This window comes from Flavobacterium sp. ASV13 (genome assembly GCF_000745775.1).
GTDB lineage: Bacteria > Bacteroidota > Bacteroidia > Flavobacteriales > Flavobacteriaceae > Flavobacterium.
Genome location: NZ_JQJY01000005.1, coordinates 174,652 through 190,274 on the forward strand (window position 1 = coordinate 174,652; position 15,623 = coordinate 190,274).

The following is a 15,623-nucleotide window of genomic DNA, read 5'->3' on the forward strand; positions in this document are numbered from 1 at the left end:
TTAATAACCCGGATTTTGGGGCTTGAGATTTGGATTCAGGCTCAATTCACTTTCCGCAATGGGCAAGAGCCTGTTAGTAGAATCCCATCCCGGTTTTACGGTTTGCAAAGCGGCATCAAGCTGGTTGTAACGTTTTAAGTCCATAAATCTATGACCATACTCAGTAAATAATTCGACCCTTCTTTCCTTCAGTATTGCCTGAATAGCTTCTTCCTGAGATGCAGCCAGACTATTTCCTAAACCAGCTGTATTTCTAATTACATTCAAATCTTCTAGTGCTCCAATAAGCTCGCCTTGACGCGCCCTGGCTTCAGCCCTAATGAGATATTGCTCTGCGAGGCGTAATATTTTTGAATATTCAACAGAACTCCCAGTATTTGTACGCTCTTTGTATTTGTAGGCATGGTACCATGTACCGTTATTATTGGTGACTTTACGGGTCCAGTTGCTTAGACGAAGATCTCCTGTTTCAAAGGCCGCAATTAATTCGGGACTCAGGCTTACAACAGAGGGTTTTGAATTGAAGTAAAACGAGGAAGCTTCGTCAGTGTTTAATCCTTCATTTCTTGGTTTCAGCTGCCAGATCGTGGTAGCATTATCTTTTAAAAATACTTGGCTCAGGTCAGTGTCCCATACATAAAGCTCAGTCTGGTTCAGGACAGCTGATGCCTCGTTTGCCGCTTCTGCCCAGCGCTGTGCATACAAGTATACTCTTGCCAGTAATGCACGGGCGGCAAATGAATTGGGCCTTACCCTTTCAATGTCGATATATGCATCGGGGAGTAATTGTGCAGCCTGCTCTAAATCATCTATTAATTTCTGATTGAATTCTTCCTGGGATACCCGGCTTGCAATACTGCTGATGCGGTAATCTGTTGCGGTTATATAAGGAACTTCGCCCCAAAGCTGATTTAAATAAAGATGTTCAAGAGCACGTATGAAAAGGGCTTCACCTGTTAATTGCTGTTTGTCGGATTCTTGCAGTGTTTGAGAAGCAGCTACCCCTTCTATAACAGCATTTGCAGCATAAATCTGTGAATAGGTATTGTTCCACATAACATCAAGGCCGGCTGTAGAAGGAAGTACACTATTATTATAAAATGTGGTTTGAATAGCAGTGCTGCCATACCAGGTGAGCTCGTCAGCATAAAGACCAAGGCGGTATCCTGTTCCGCTATTTTTTCCCGAAAGCAGGCTTGCTTCCCTTATGTGAGCATAAACGTCCGTTAGGGCAGCTGTAGCAGTACTTGAATTTTCAAATACTGCATTCGTGTCAAGCTGCGTTGGTGTAAGGCCAGTCTCGGTAAAATTATCACATCCTCCCATAAGGGGCAATATGGCGATAAGACTTAAGGAAGCCTTTATCATCGTGTTTTTATAAAATTTTGTTTTCATTTTTTCTATATTTTAAAAACTTATTTGTGTGCCGATAGTAAGGATTCGAAGTGGAGGTAATGTTCCAACAGCACGGAACTCAGGATCAGGTCCCTTAAAAGACGTAAAGGTCAAGAGGTTCTGTCCCTGTAAATAAAGCCTGCATTTGGTATTGCCTATCCATTTGGCAGGCAGGTTAAAGGAGAGTTGAAGGTTTTTCAAACGTATATAAGATGCATCTGTAATTACAGCATCACTGGCTGCATAATTAAAGAAAGTACTTTCTGCATCCGAATTTACTCCTGTTGTATAAAGCTGCACAGCATCGCTATTTCCCGGAGCAGACCAGTGATCGAGAATTTGTGTAGATCTATTGCCCATTTCTCCTGGAACACCAATAATTTTTCTTGGATCAATATTGTCCTGCTTTACAAACTGAAGCAAAAAGTCAAGCTGCCAATTCTTATACCGGAATTGATTTTGCACGCCGCCATAAAATTTGGGATTGAGATTAAGCAAAACCTGCTTGTCACTTGGGGAATTTATAGAACCATCGCCATTTATATCTTCAAAAGTGTAAATTCCTGATTGTGAATCCAACCCTGTGTAGTGAAATAGCTTAATGATATTCAGGGGTTGTCCAATTACATATTGATCAGAATAAGTGGAGTTTTCCAATCCTGGAAAGGATATCAGTTTATTTTTTACTGATGTGAAATTAAAATCCGTGGTCCAGCTAAAATCTTTGGTCTGTATATTAGTCGTCTGTAGTGTCAATTCGATGCCTTTATTCTCTACGGTGGCATCAAGATTAGCCTGAAGTGACGGAAAGCCTGTTGTTCCCGGCATAGGCACACCTACGAGTTGATTCGACGAATGATTACGGTACCAGCCGGCAGTGAATTGAATTTTGTCCTGTAAAAATCCAGTTTCTAAGGCAAATTCCAATTTTTTATTGGTTTCCCATCCAAAATCAGGATTGTACAGGCGGCTAGGCTGCAATCCCGGAATTCCCTGATAGTTGTTGCCCGAAGTACCATAACTGTCCAAATATTGGTAATTACCTATTTGGTCATTGCCGGTGATTCCATAGCTAGCCCTGAGTTTCCCCAAACTAAGGACATCCTGTTTAACAAACCAATCTTCGCTTGAGAAAATCCATGCCGCGCCTATTGCCCCAAACCATGCAAAACGATTTGACGGACCAAAGCGGCTCGAACCATCCCTTCTTCCTGTAAGATTTATAATGTAACGGTTATCCAACTGCAAATTTAGACGTCCAAAAAGGGCCTGATATTTATATATGGACTCATCGTTGCCTGATACTGTAAGGTAGGTTGCTGCTGCGGGATTATTCATCAGGCTGTTATGGGCGAAACCTAATGCTGACATGGCAATCTGCTCGTTATCCTGTCTTTGAAAAGTGGCTCCTCCTAGTAAGTCAGTCTGAAGCCTGCCCCATAATTTTTTCCAATTAAGTTGAGGTTCAATAATCCAGGAGCGACGTGCCACATCATTATAATAAATGGCCGAAGATTCAGCGCCAAGCCCATAATTTGGCAGATAGATAGTATAAGGATAAGCGGATGCCTCGTGATGTTTAAGGTCCGTATAGCCTAAACTAGTCTTAAGGGTAATATCCTGCGAGACTTTATACGATAACTGGATGTTGGCAATCAAATCATACGTCTGTGATTGTGAGCTTCCCAGAAAGTTTCTTGCAGGGTTATTCTCAAAGGTGTTGTTCTCCCAATTAATGTTACCCTGTGCATCATACATTTCAGGTGCATTTGGCGGAGTGGTTATTGCTTCGAGTGTTGGATCTGCAAGGGGCTGATTGTTATGTTGAACTGTATAACCGCCTGAAAAATCCAAGTGGAAGCGCTTATCCTTGGACTGATGTGAGATACTTGTTCTTACATTAGCCTTTTTGTATCCATAGTCGCCCGGAAAGACCGTGGTTTCATGATTAAAATTACTAGATAGTAAAAACTGGGTATATTCACTGCCACCTTGTATACCTGCACTGAGGTTTGTAATTTGGGCACTATTGCCTAATAATTTTTTCTGCCAGTCTGTATAACGGTTAGGATCCCAAGTTCCGTTTATATCATAAGCGCCCTTGGGATATTCAGTAATGCCATCATTTTGAAATGCTTCGGCTCGAACTGTGAGGTATTGCTGCGTATTAAGAAGATCCATGAAATGTGCTACTTGTGCCACTCCGCTTGAAAAATTTACGTTAACCGTTGTTTGTCCTGCTTTACCTTTTTTAGTTGTAACCAGTACGACACCATTAGCGCCTCGCGATCCGTAAATAGAAGTGGCATCGGCATCTTTTAGTACTTCTATACTTTGTATATCGGCAGGATTCAGGTTATTTAAGGGACTTGTAAAAGTGTTCAGTACGCTCATAGTGCCGCTAAAGCCGATGGCTTCTGATGAATACGGCACACCATCTATGATAAAGAGAGGAGCATTGCCATCAGACCTAATGCTGTTACGTCCACGGATTTGAATTTCAAAACCACCTCCTGCAATTCCTGTGTTCTGTGTTATCTCCACACCGGCCATTCTTCCCTGCATGGTTGCCAAAACATTGTTTACAGGTTGAGTTTCGATATCCTTGGATGTAATGCGGGCAATACTTCCGGTTCTTTCTTTGTCATTTACACTGTAATAACCTGCATTGATGGTCACCTCCTTAAGCTGTGTACTGTCTTCTGCTAATATCACAGTTATGGGAGTTTGGTTTCCAACCATTATTTCCTGCGTGGCATAACCTAAAAATGAAAAGATGAGTACGTCTGTTGAATTAGCCGTAATTGAAAAATTGCCTTTTTCATCTGTTACGGCTGAAGTTGTAGTTCCTTTGACAATGACCGTCACGCTTGGAAGTGGTCCAGTGACATCGGTAACTGTACCTGTAATTTGATGTTGTAACTGCTTCGTGTAGGTTCTGAACGTTAGTCCAGTGGCATTACTATGATTAGAAAGCAGTATTGCGAAAATAAATATACAAAGACAGTAAGGCCTGCCCTTGTTAAATGAAAGATTTTTCATAAATTTAAAAAGGATTAAAATTGAACGAAAGTTTGATTTTCTCTGCCTTCTATGCTAGTATTCGACCACGAGTTATAGAAGGCTTTTCTTGTTAATTAATTAATCATAGGCGTAATTTGGTTTTGGTTATTTATAAGTTAAGACCTGTTCTTGTGTGGTTTTACGATTTGCAATTTTGCAGTAATGCTAAAGGCAAAGCTGATAGCATAATAACCCGGCCCTTCCCCCGACTAACTCAGCAGGATACCAAAACAGGGCCAGGCATTATAAAAATGAAATAAAGAAACTACAACATAGGCAAACCGATAATGGTTAAACATACGACTGCGATTCTTTTCTATATCGTGAAGTAGCTTCGAGAAGTTGAGGATGTTGCCGAAAAAAAATAGGCGCGGAACTCAACATATCCGCTTCCGAGGTACTGGTATACCCTTATGCGCGAATAAGTGAGCCCACGCCCTTTATAGGCGTGAGCATTTACACTTATCATCTCGCGCATTTAAAAATTACCAGTTTTCGGAAACGAGACTCCAAGCGAATGCTTCAAATATTTTCTATTGAAGAATCGCAAATTTAATAAAACACGTACTGATTAACTAGTACTGAGCCAAATATATTAAAAAATATCGGTACGTCAAAACGTACCGATAAATTATTTTAGTTAATGTTAATTGCAGTTGTGAAAAAAGAGACGGACGACAATACTATATTTAAGATTTCAATTAGTCTACGAAAGCTACTTGAAAGCAATGGTAACTTGCCAATAAAGCAGAGCTATGATAAAATTGCTACGACTGCAAATATCAGAAAGGCTACTGTATCTAATACTTTTAATGCAAAGTCAGTTCCAAATTCATTAACATTGTTTTTAATTATTGAAGCAATGGGTTTTTCCTTGATAGATTTTTCAAAAGTTTATGATTCAATTGTAACCTCTGACATAGAGTTATTTAAAAAGAAATTAGCTGAACAACCAAGAAATACTAAAAAATAGACCTTTTTTCATTCCTCGAAAAATTTCATAAATCATTCTTTTATCTTCAATTTAATAAAGACTAATTTTTGGAAACGGAATAATTAATTATTGTAATGTACATAAAGTAAATGTTCCATTTTACTTTATTTTTTTATAAATTAGTGTGAGAATTAACCAACTTTTCTTCGCAAATAGAATTAATTAATTGTCTAATTTAAAGCAAATGCTATGAATAGAGATAATGCAGTACTTATCATTTTCGGTGTTCTTGCCTTGCTAATTGGCATTATCCTTAAACTCTATATTGGCAGAAGAAGATTCTATCGCCGAAGTCCTTCAGGTGCAGAAGGCTATAAAAATTACCGTAGTGCATTACTTACTCCATTTTGGGAGAGTATCCTAACTTTTATTGGAGGGTTGCTTATTATTTTTGGAATAATAGCTCTCGCGATGGTAAAGTGGTTACTATAATAGTATTAAACATAATTTGATTAAGTCTAAAATAATTAAGATATAAAAAAAGAATACAACGAAGATGCATTTTGCATCTTTTTTTATGATCTTTCGAAATCAAAAACAGGTAATTATACGGTGGTCTTTTCATCATTAAAAGAAGTATTTTGCAAGTTTTAATAATGATTACGGAAAACCGTATAATAGAGAAAAAAGTACTTTGTAAATTCACTCTTTTACTGCAAAAAAGTTTCGTAAAGAATCTTTCCTGTAGTTATAATAAAAAACACAATTTTTAATAAGTGATTAGCAAAATGGAAACAATTGTATTTAATGGCAAAAAACATTCGGGAGCATATGATTTAAATATATTATGCAATCAGGAAAAAATTTATATAATGGACAATCACCTAGCTGCAAGCTGGTGTTGGTTACAAAAGGTGAATGTAAATCAACAGTACAATTTTTTACATATTGATAGACATTATGATTTATTGAATAGCCAACTTGACTGGTGGATTGAAGCCTTAGAAAATCAAAATATTGATATAGCTAACCTAACAATTGAAGAATTAATTTCATTAAGGTATAATCACGAAAGTATGCCAACTAATGATACTTATCCAATATTTCGTTGGGATAATTATATTACTATTTTAAATAGGCTGTATCCTGATTTATTAGCTTCAAATACTTTTGCGACCCATAAAGATGGAGATGCAATTGAAGAAATAGAAATTTCTGAAATTGATGCTTGGGATCTCCAGGAAAATTTATCCTATTGGGTAAATGATAGTGATCAAAAGTGGATTATAAACTTGGATATAGATTACTTTTTTACAAATTATGATGGCAATAAATATTTTCAATTATATAGCGATGACTTCATAATTAGAATTGCTAAGGAAATAAGAAGATCAATGAAAAATGTTGAAGTTCTGACAATAGCATTAAGCCCCGAAATGTGTGGTAATTGGGCAAATTCAGAAAGGGTAGCAAAATTAGTACTGAGAGAACTTGGAGTAGAATGGCAAATTTAAAATAATTTCACGTTCAATTTCGTAAAATAAAATTTTTGATTCAAGTAGAAGTTAGTCCACTAAATTTTAACTCAATGCAAATATTTTAAACAAAAAATACACTAAAACACAAATTCATGGGAAATAAGACAGGACAATCGGGACAGGGCAATTCTGGAGGATGGCCATCAACCACAGGAAATAAATCAGGCGAAGGCAGAAGTAATAATTCAAGTGGTTCCTCTCCATCGAACAGCTCTTCAAAATCATCAGGATCTTCAAAGTCTTCAGGATCTTCAAAAAAATAATTATAGAAGTTGGATAATCAATTCCGGAATCACACGCTATCTTTTGCAGTTAATCGAAGGTAATGAGTAAATTCTTAATTATAAAGACGATATCATATATTTGATATTTAGGAAAATTACATTTTTATATGAATACCGAAGAAATAGTAAATAACATATACAAAGAAAAAGCGAAAAACGACAGCAACTCAAAAGATCTCTCACGCGGTCTTGATGTCCTCTCGAAAACAGTTTTTGGCGATGTTAATAGATTTGTGTTTGAGTTGTTGCAAAATGCTGATGATTCTTCAATAGAGGAAAAAAAGGATATTAAAGTAGATTTTCATATACTGGAGAACTACTTAATTTTCTCGCATGACGGTGCTCACTTTGCAGAGAATGATGTAGTCGGAATTTCCAGTATCGGCAACAGGGCAAGCGAAAAAGACCAAAGTATCGAGAAAACGGGTTATAAAGGAATTGGCTTTAAATCTGTATTTGGCACATCTGATTATGTACACATTGTTTCGGGTGGGTTTTCATTCCGCTTTGATAAAAATCACACCGCTTGGAATAATGATGAAAATTATCCGTGGCAGGTTATTCCAATTTGGACGGAAGAGCCCGTTGAAGAAGTTGCTGATTGGATTAATACCGAAAATGTAAACACGATTATTGGTATAAAAAATAAAAAGTCAATAAGCGATGAAGTTATTAAGGTTTTTAAAGATTGCCAGATTCTGTTATTTCTTCGTAGAGTACATAGTATTACCTTTTCGGACAATGGAAACGTGGTTTTTAAAATTTCAAAAAACGATACTACCTCAGGAGTCATTGACTTATATGATAATGCTAGGTTAGTAAGTTCTTGGGTTACAAAAACTTTCATTCTTCCAATTGGCGGTGACCTGACAAAAAAACTAGAAAAATTATCCGATGTCGAATGTCCTCAGAAATTAAAAGAAGCTGAAAATACTAAAATTACATTTGCTGCTTGCGTAGAGGAAAACCAATTCATTCCACTCAAGGCAGCAGTAATTTATTCTTACCTACCTACGAAAGCAGCACAGGGATTCCCATTTCTTATAAACGGAGATTTCCTCACCAATGCTGAAAGAACAGAACTGCTACCTAATATTTGGAATGAATTTCTTTTTACACAAATAGCTACAAAAAAATTAGAATGGTTCGCCGAGTTACAGGCTACAGACTTCAAATACGAAATACTCAAACTCTTCAAAGGTAAATATACTGCTTACTCAGCAACTGATATTGAGAACTCTTATAATACAAGTCTCTCAAACGGTGCTAGTACAATTCCTTTTCTACCTCAAGAGCAAAGCACACAACTAATTTCTATTAATAATGCAATTGTAGATATTCCTCAGTTTTGTTCCTTATTTGAACCTAAGCTTGTAACTGATTTCCTCTCTGCAAATCCATATCAGCGTGTTTTAGATTTAAAACTGGTAGGACAAAGCAATCTTGCAGGACTTGGTAGTAAACAGTTTTCTTTTCCACAATTACTTGACTTAATAGCTTCGGGCGTTATTGTTGACCCATTGGAGGCTACAAATATTATAGTATTTTTTTATAACAATACACTTGGAGAAAAGAATAAAGCATGGCTTACAAGTTTAGCGAATGCGGTTTTTATTTTGGATGAGAGTGGCAATTACAAAACACCTAAGGAAATATTTATTCCAGGCAGCTCCGATGAAACTGTTGAGTTTGATTTTGACGATATTAGTTATGTACATTCAACCATTTTGGATCATTTCAAAAACGCATTTGATGTAATAAAATGGCTGCAGGCTTTGGGTGTACGAGAACCAACGGAATTGGAAATTGTTAAAAAAGCACTTATCCCATTCATTCTTAACGACAGAGTAACGGAGGACAACTTTTTAAAGGTTACAAGATTTATTTTTAAAGTCTTTTGCGCAGGTTTATTGCAGGACTTGGATTATCAAACTTTAAAATCGCTTAAACTTCAAACTTTAAACGGATTAGCGCTTCCCAGACGCACTTATTTGTCTGATAAATATAATCCAGAGAAAAAGCTCTCTACCATTATCCCGAACGCAAATTTTGTTAGTGACCTTTATCCAGAAGATGATGAAAGTATACCCAATTGGAAAGCATTTTTTAAAAATATTGGCATTAGGGAAAGTATATCAATTGAGGTTTTGCAGGACAAGTCAGAGCGAACAGATTTCGTAACCTACAATCCTTATGCTGCTCCCTATTTTAATTGGCTTGATGCAAATACTCATTATCCAGAAATCTACAGACCTTATCGTTTACAAGGTCAACATTACATTCAATATTTTACATCAATAGATTTTAGGGATCATCTCCAGGAAGTTGATTTTTCAAAATATTTTTGGAGCAAAATGTTACAAAATTGGGATATTTTTAAAGAACGTTGTTCACATACAACATACTTTTACTATGGAGGAAAAAATAATATCATACCAAGCTTCGTAGAATATTTTATCCAAAATCACAATGCAATTCCTTGTACAGATGGTAATTGTCATCCATCGCTGAATGTATTTGCTCCTTCATTAAAATCTGTTATAGGGAATTATTTTCCAGTAGCAGATTTTCCTTCTGCAATGACCAATGAGCAAGTAGAATTTTTCGGTTTTAAAAGAACAATTTCGATCAGAGATTGCCTCAGTCTTTTGAATACTATAGCTGATCAGGTAGTTAACTCTGAAGTCACTAAACAGATTTCATCTATATACGAACAATTAATTAACCAATCTGGTGACGTTAGTAAAGCTACTCGTGCAACAATAGAAGATTGGCGGAAAAGTGCCACTCTCCTAACTTTAAGCAATTCCTTCCAGCCAATTGAAGATCTTTTTTGTTTCAGTGTGCATGGAGCAAATGCACCAATTAATTCTGAAAGGTTCGTAAAACTAACAATCACTCGCTTCGAAGAATTAGAAGCATTTTGTAATTTGCTCAGCATACCTGTAATTACTTTCGATGTGCTTCAATTTATTCCAGAAGGAGTTGTCACTGAAGATTCCCTTCATAAGACTTTAAAGCTTAAATCAAAATTTTTAGCATTGTTGCATTCAAATAAAAGCAATGAGAATTATAACAAAGTATTGTCAGGAGTCAATAATATATTTGCAGAAACTCAATTTTTTCAGGCAGAAAAATTAAATCTAATTTACAAGAGTGATAGTGGTGAGGTTATCTTCGATTCAAAAATTAATTCCTGGAATGACAAAGGAAAGAGATTTTATTACATAGGAAAGTGGAATTCTCCACTTACTTTATACGATTTAAGCAGCACTATTTGTTCACTTTTAGGCTTCAAATATTTAGAAAGAGAAATACAGCTTATTCTTCAACTGTCAGATGAAGAAATCATTGGGTGGCTCGCAGAACAGGGCTATAATACTGAAATTATTACAGCGGACAGTGACGAATATATTCAAGAAGAATTTATAATCCCGGAAGACAATAAATTTGACGGAGTAGATATTGAAATTGAAGAAACATTTATTCCGAAAATAAAAGCTTCTGAAATTGATTATCAGAATGTACATCCTGTAAATAAAGAATTTGTAAATGTTGCGCCGCCGTCGCCGCAAGAATACGTTAGAATAAGCAATCAAAAGGTAATGGTTGATATTGGCAGATGGTCTGAAGAATTCGTTTTCGGATATTTTAAAAAAAACACGTCAATTTATACCGATATTGATTGGCTAAACGAAGATAAGGAAAGCATGCTTCCTTACGACTTCAAAGTTGTAGAAGATGGCATTACCAAGTTTATTGAGGTTAAAGGTACGCCATCTGCTAGTAAGGAAATGATATATATGTCTCCAGCAGAATGGAAAGTGATGTTTGATAATGGCATCAACTATTCCATATTCCGTATCTATGGTGCAGGGACAAAAGATGTTAAATTCGAAAGGATCGATAATGTTCGCCTGATGGTTGAGAGCGGAATTGTCATGCCGTCACCTATTCAACTAATAATTTAAACATATATTTTGAGCTTATCTAGTAGTAACATATTATTTCCATATTAAACAAATCGCAATGCGTGCAACTAAGGATTTAGATTGGAAAACTTATAAGTCAATCACCAAATATATCTATTAAACTTTAGGTAAAGAACTTGGGAGGCATACTATTATTGAGAGGGAAGGTTAAGAAAATGATAATGCCAGCCTTAACGATTTGATATTTGATTTCACCAAAACCAAAAAGCAGGCTCGCTTTATGCCACTATAACTAAAGACTATGAAATCAATATTTTCTTAAATTTTGTATCTTTCGATTCACAGAATATAATAGCACACACCGATATTTATCGATCTCGCCGTACTACCAATTTATAAATTATTCAAAAATAAACATGAAGGGACATCTAATTAATTATTTTATGTGGGGATATCAGTTACACGTACAGGTATCATTCAAAGTGAGTGCTGAAAGTTTATTTAAAAAAATAGATTCTAGGCTTGATCCAGAAGTTTTTTTTATTGGAGTTCTTGTCGAAGAAAAACCAGACAGGCATCCAATCTGCCTTGAACCTGAAGACATCGGCTTTTTACCGGAAAGTTTTTCCGATGTACATTCACTAGCAAAAGAGCTGGAAAAGGTCGATGAAGAGAATAGGATTTTCCACTCCCATGAAATAGCACAGGAAAATCATAACAGAAGGATTGCTACCAGATCATATAAGGAGGCTATAAGCAAAATTCTAAAGCGAGAAAGTGTATTTGGAGAAAAGGAGTATTTTGTTGCAACGCCAACATATATTGACGGCTACCATGTATTTACCGTGTTAGCGTTAAATAAAAAAATACTTGATAGTCATTACGAACTAACCAAAGATTTTTTTAACGACAGATATACTATATTCCGATCTCTGATAAAGAGCGCTATAAATATTTTTTTAGGAGAATGTTCAAATGCGTTGAAAGACCCTCATACTTCTGGCGGAGCAATTGACCGTCGGGCTGAAGAGTTATTAAGAGAAGCCGGACGACAGTTTATGTATACTGCCGCAGCTGCGGGTGGTGATATTATGGGACTACATGGTTTATATGATGCATGCAATGAAATTGCTTCAATGAAATATGAAGGTGCTATCGGATTGGGGAAAATGATACTCGCGCCCAAGGATCATAAAAATCTCAAATTTACACTTCAGCTTAAGACCCCTATCAGAGTTAGGGATTACAGAAAGGTTAGAAAGTTTCTAGAAATTTCTGACGACAGATCAGCACTAATTTCAGACTCTGCAGTCATTTATGGACTTGGAGAATTAAAAGGCAAATACAATCCAAAGGAAGAATCTGTGTTCGTAGTCAATTTTACAAGCCATTTTCAGTGGGAGCTTTCTCATGACAATAATAGTCTGATGGAAGTTGAATATAGAGATCCGCGTTTGCCAAAAGAAAAAATTAACAGGGAAAAGTTTTATTCCGATCTTCCCAGGCTTTTCGATTCTATTTCTAAAGATGATGTAGATGATTTATGGGATATAGCCTTGGAGGCAACCAAACAGAAACATGGGACAATGCTTGTGATTTCCGATAATGCAAATTCGGAATCAGAGCGATTGGGGAATCAATGTTTTCCGCTAAAACCAATTAAGCTAAGTGATAGTCTGATCCAGCAGATTACATCAATAGATGGAGCTGTTCTATTAGACAGGAACTCTGTTTGTTATGCAATTGGAGTTATTCTGGACGGACTTGCAACTGAGAAGGGAGATTCCTCCCGTGGAGCGAGATATAATTCGGCAGTTCGGTACTATGAACAGTTCGGCAATGGAGGAGGCTTGGCGTTAGTGATCATATCAGAAGACGGCATGATAAATCTTATTCCTGATTTAAAGCCTCAAATCAAAAAACGCGATATTAGTGACGCCATTGCAAAATTTAAGAATATATTATCTGGCAGTTCTTTGAATCATAAATCTTTTAATTATGGCATGAGCGATTTCCAGAGTATCAACTTTTATTTAAGCCAATCCGAATGCGATGAAATAAACGATACTCGCAAGCAAATTGAAGAAAAATTTAAAACTGATTTGGCAGAGATGCGAATCGTTTACGAGGACCTGAAATCTAGTCCGGAAATGAACGACAGTTATTACAAATAATTATGATGCTAAATTCATGAACAAATAAAATAAACAAATAGATGAACACAGAAGATATTTTGAAAGATTTATGGAGTAACTATAATCTTTACTTTTGGAGTAACAACAATTTAGGTTCTCAGCAAATTAGAATGGGAACAAATTCTGAAGCCAATTTGATTTTTAGCTATAATGCTGAAAATGATACGTACATTATCGAAAGAACAGTTTATAGAGATTTGCAAGATTTGATTACTTTAAGCCACAGAGAATTTTCAAAAGAAATGATCGAATATAGAATTATTAAAGATTTGATAATTTTAATTCTTAGCAAACTAACAGATAGAGAGTTTAATGAGAGACAAATAATTCTTTACTCAAAATTGATTTATAATAGTAATAGATGGATAAATTTAAACTTTGATAATTAAAACATGTTCTGCATTTGATTGTCTGGTTAATATTAAGCGTGATTCTTTGCATTTTATTGCTGGATATCTTCCTTCTTTAATTCTTCAATAAAATATTTAGGGGTTATTCCAGTATCGGCCACAAAGGCCTTTACAAACCTTCTGGTACTGCTGAATCCCGCTTCATCAGCGAGCGCCTCATGGGTATAATTCTGCAGATTTTTTTCCTTACGAATTCTCTTGGCAATATTTTCTACTTTAAGGCTATTAATATATCCATTGAATTTTTTATTTCTGTGACGGGCAATTATCAGTGATAAATATTTAGTGTTGGTCTTGAAGTAGCTTGCCAGCTTAGTTAGATTCAGATCCTTTTCAAGGAACTTTTTACTATTTTCAAATTTCTTCAAACTGTTTAAAACTGCGTCTTCCGCATCTTTGCTCATTGAAAAATCGTGCTCATCTAACTTATTGTCTTTAGTCTTTTCTGAGTTTTCAATTTTTTGCAACAATTCTTCATACTTAATCCTAGCCTCTCTCTTATTTCTAAAATAATTAACTATCCCGTATACTATGAAAATGAACATTACTCCAATGATAGAAAACAATATCTGATTCTTATAGCTCTGCCGATCCAGCCTTCCCTTAAGCGTACGCTGAACAGCCAGCAATTCTTTAGTTTCATATTCCTTACGGATTTTTCCTTGAAGATAGGTATAGGTATGATGCAATTTCTTATCTATTTCGAGTAATTTCTCAACATAATGTAACTGCAACTTGATTATATTTTTGTCCTTGTAATAAGTAATCATAAACTCATATGCTTCCCTCAGGTCAGGACGCATAAAATCCCGTTTCATATAGATTTGGTCAACTTTTTTAAAGTATCTCAGAGCCTTTTCCTTATTGTTTAATCCCCAGTAACATTTTCCAATATAAAAGTATCCCACCATTTCATTGGAAAAGTCCTTATTGTCCAGAATGTCTGGCAATGCAGCTTGCAGCTTTTTAATGCCTATGGCATAATTGCGGATCAGGCATTGGTTGACTCCTTCTGAAAATATGAAGTAGGACTGCATGTCGAGGTTTCCGGTTTTGATTCCTTCACTTATACCTATTTCATTTGTAGCAGTACATAGCCCATGATTGCCAACCATTTTATAGCAGACTCCCAATGCATGCAGAGAGTTTAAGTATGCCCTGACATTGGAATCTTTAAAGTAGCTGATGCACTCCTTAAAAAGTGCGATCGCTTCGTTATAATATCCCAAATAAAGTTTTATCTGCCCAATTTGATATTTGGTTTTGTGAATGAGGTATGGATCATTTGTTTTTTTTATGTAGTAGTCGGCGACTAAGTAAATATCCATTGCCTCTTTGAGACGTTTTTGACTATAGTAAGCAACGCCTTTTGACAGGTATGCTGATCCTATAATTTCATCGTTGTTTGATTTTTTAGCTGCCCAAACCATACTATCGGCGTAGATAAGTTTTGACTGGTCTGGGGCATAGTAGATATAGTTCTTATAGCCATTGGAAAGTTCCTCCCAGTTTTCCTCCGACTTGGCCTTTATCAGAAATGAGATCAGGTATACTGATCTAGCACCATAACTGATTCTATCATCTTCGATACGATCAAATATATAATCAAAATCTTTACCCTTTAACGAATCAGGAATTTGAATCATATGCTTTTGTGCGTGTATACAATGACTAAAGCATAAAGATATTATAAGGAAATATCTTTTAATCATAGGTTAAGTTTAAGCTATTTCCATTGATACGAACTCCCATTTAATATGATGAGTATCAGAGCGAGAGTTGAGGCGAACGAAATAGTGATGAATATATCAAATATAGTATAAAAACAGGAAAAACGTACAAAAAACGTGCAAAATAGCTGTGTCGATTTTC

The 15,623-nt window shown here is 35.8% G+C and carries 10 protein-coding genes; 7 read left to right on the top strand and 3 right to left on the bottom strand.

What is annotated here, in order from left to right; all coding sequences use genetic code 11:
• Entirely contained in the window at positions 1 to 1,395 is a 1,395-nt protein-coding gene (locus GQ47_RS14625) for a RagB/SusD family nutrient uptake outer membrane protein (RefSeq protein WP_035649861.1), read from the bottom strand.
• A 12-nt stretch (positions 1,396 to 1,407) separates the two neighbouring features.
• Positions 1,408 to 4,437: a SusC/RagA family TonB-linked outer membrane protein gene (locus tag GQ47_RS14630; RefSeq protein ID WP_035649862.1), complete on the bottom strand. Its 3,030-nt coding sequence runs from the start codon at positions 4,435 to 4,437 to the stop codon at positions 1,408 to 1,410.
• A 664-nt stretch (positions 4,438 to 5,101) separates the two neighbouring features.
• Here GQ47_RS14630 and GQ47_RS14635 point away from each other — a divergent pair.
• From GQ47_RS14635 to GQ47_RS14660, 7 genes are all read left to right on the top strand, one after another.
• Positions 5,102 to 5,431, top strand: coding sequence for a hypothetical protein (locus GQ47_RS14635; RefSeq protein ID WP_035649865.1), 330 nt, complete (start codon positions 5,102 to 5,104; stop codon positions 5,429 to 5,431).
• Between the two features lie 210 nt (positions 5,432 to 5,641).
• The gene (locus tag GQ47_RS14640; RefSeq protein ID WP_051951556.1) at positions 5,642 to 5,884 is read left to right on the top strand and encodes a hypothetical protein; all 243 of its coding nucleotides are present in this window, start codon (positions 5,642 to 5,644) and stop codon (positions 5,882 to 5,884) included.
• 296 nt (positions 5,885 to 6,180) lie between these two features.
• Entirely contained in the window at positions 6,181 to 6,906 is a 726-nt protein-coding gene (locus GQ47_RS14645) for a peptide arginase family protein (protein ID WP_035649867.1), read from the top strand.
• Between the two features lie 116 nt (positions 6,907 to 7,022).
• Entirely contained in the window at positions 7,023 to 7,193 is a 171-nt protein-coding gene (locus GQ47_RS23655; protein ID WP_193745229.1) for a hypothetical protein, read from the top strand.
• Between the two features lie 128 nt (positions 7,194 to 7,321).
• The gene (locus GQ47_RS14650; RefSeq protein WP_035649872.1) at positions 7,322 to 11,185 is read left to right on the top strand and encodes a protein NO VEIN domain-containing protein; all 3,864 of its coding nucleotides are present in this window, start codon (positions 7,322 to 7,324) and stop codon (positions 11,183 to 11,185) included.
• A gap of 377 nt (positions 11,186 to 11,562) precedes the next feature.
• Positions 11,563 to 13,320: a diadenylate cyclase gene (locus GQ47_RS14655; protein ID WP_202965020.1), complete on the top strand. Its 1,758-nt coding sequence runs from the start codon at positions 11,563 to 11,565 to the stop codon at positions 13,318 to 13,320.
• A gap of 41 nt (positions 13,321 to 13,361) precedes the next feature.
• On the top strand, positions 13,362 to 13,730 hold the full coding sequence (locus GQ47_RS14660) for a hypothetical protein (RefSeq protein WP_035649875.1): 369 nt from the start codon (positions 13,362 to 13,364) through the stop codon (positions 13,728 to 13,730).
• Between the two features lie 53 nt (positions 13,731 to 13,783).
• Here the strand turns inward: GQ47_RS14660 and GQ47_RS14665 are convergent, their stop codons facing one another.
• Complete coding sequence (locus tag GQ47_RS14665) at positions 13,784 to 15,397, bottom strand: helix-turn-helix transcriptional regulator (protein ID WP_051951559.1); 1,614 nt, start codon at positions 15,395 to 15,397, stop codon at positions 13,784 to 13,786.
• Positions 15,398 to 15,623 lie beyond the last annotated feature (226 nt).

What these genes read in the sequence shown, in the direction of transcription:
- GQ47_RS14625 (WP_035649861.1), bottom strand. Translation starts at nt 1,395, where the DNA reads ATGAAAACAAAATTTTATAAAAACACGATGATAAAGGCTTCCTTAAGT.
- GQ47_RS14630 (WP_035649862.1), bottom strand. Translation starts at nt 4,437, where the DNA reads ATGAAAAATCTTTCATTTAACAAGGGCAGGCCTTACTGTCTTTGTATA.
- GQ47_RS14635 (WP_035649865.1), top strand. Translation starts at nt 5,102, where the DNA reads ATGTTAATTGCAGTTGTGAAAAAAGAGACGGACGACAATACTATATTT.
- GQ47_RS14640 (WP_051951556.1), top strand. Translation starts at nt 5,642, where the DNA reads ATGAATAGAGATAATGCAGTACTTATCATTTTCGGTGTTCTTGCCTTG.
- GQ47_RS14645 (WP_035649867.1), top strand. Translation starts at nt 6,181, where the DNA reads ATGGAAACAATTGTATTTAATGGCAAAAAACATTCGGGAGCATATGAT.
- GQ47_RS23655 (WP_193745229.1), top strand. Translation starts at nt 7,023, where the DNA reads ATGGGAAATAAGACAGGACAATCGGGACAGGGCAATTCTGGAGGATGG.
- GQ47_RS14650 (WP_035649872.1), top strand. Translation starts at nt 7,322, where the DNA reads ATGAATACCGAAGAAATAGTAAATAACATATACAAAGAAAAAGCGAAA.
- GQ47_RS14655 (WP_202965020.1), top strand. Translation starts at nt 11,563, where the DNA reads ATGAAGGGACATCTAATTAATTATTTTATGTGGGGATATCAGTTACAC.
- GQ47_RS14660 (WP_035649875.1), top strand. Translation starts at nt 13,362, where the DNA reads ATGAACACAGAAGATATTTTGAAAGATTTATGGAGTAACTATAATCTT.
- GQ47_RS14665 (WP_051951559.1), bottom strand. Translation starts at nt 15,397, where the DNA reads ATGATTCAAATTCCTGATTCGTTAAAGGGTAAAGATTTTGATTATATA.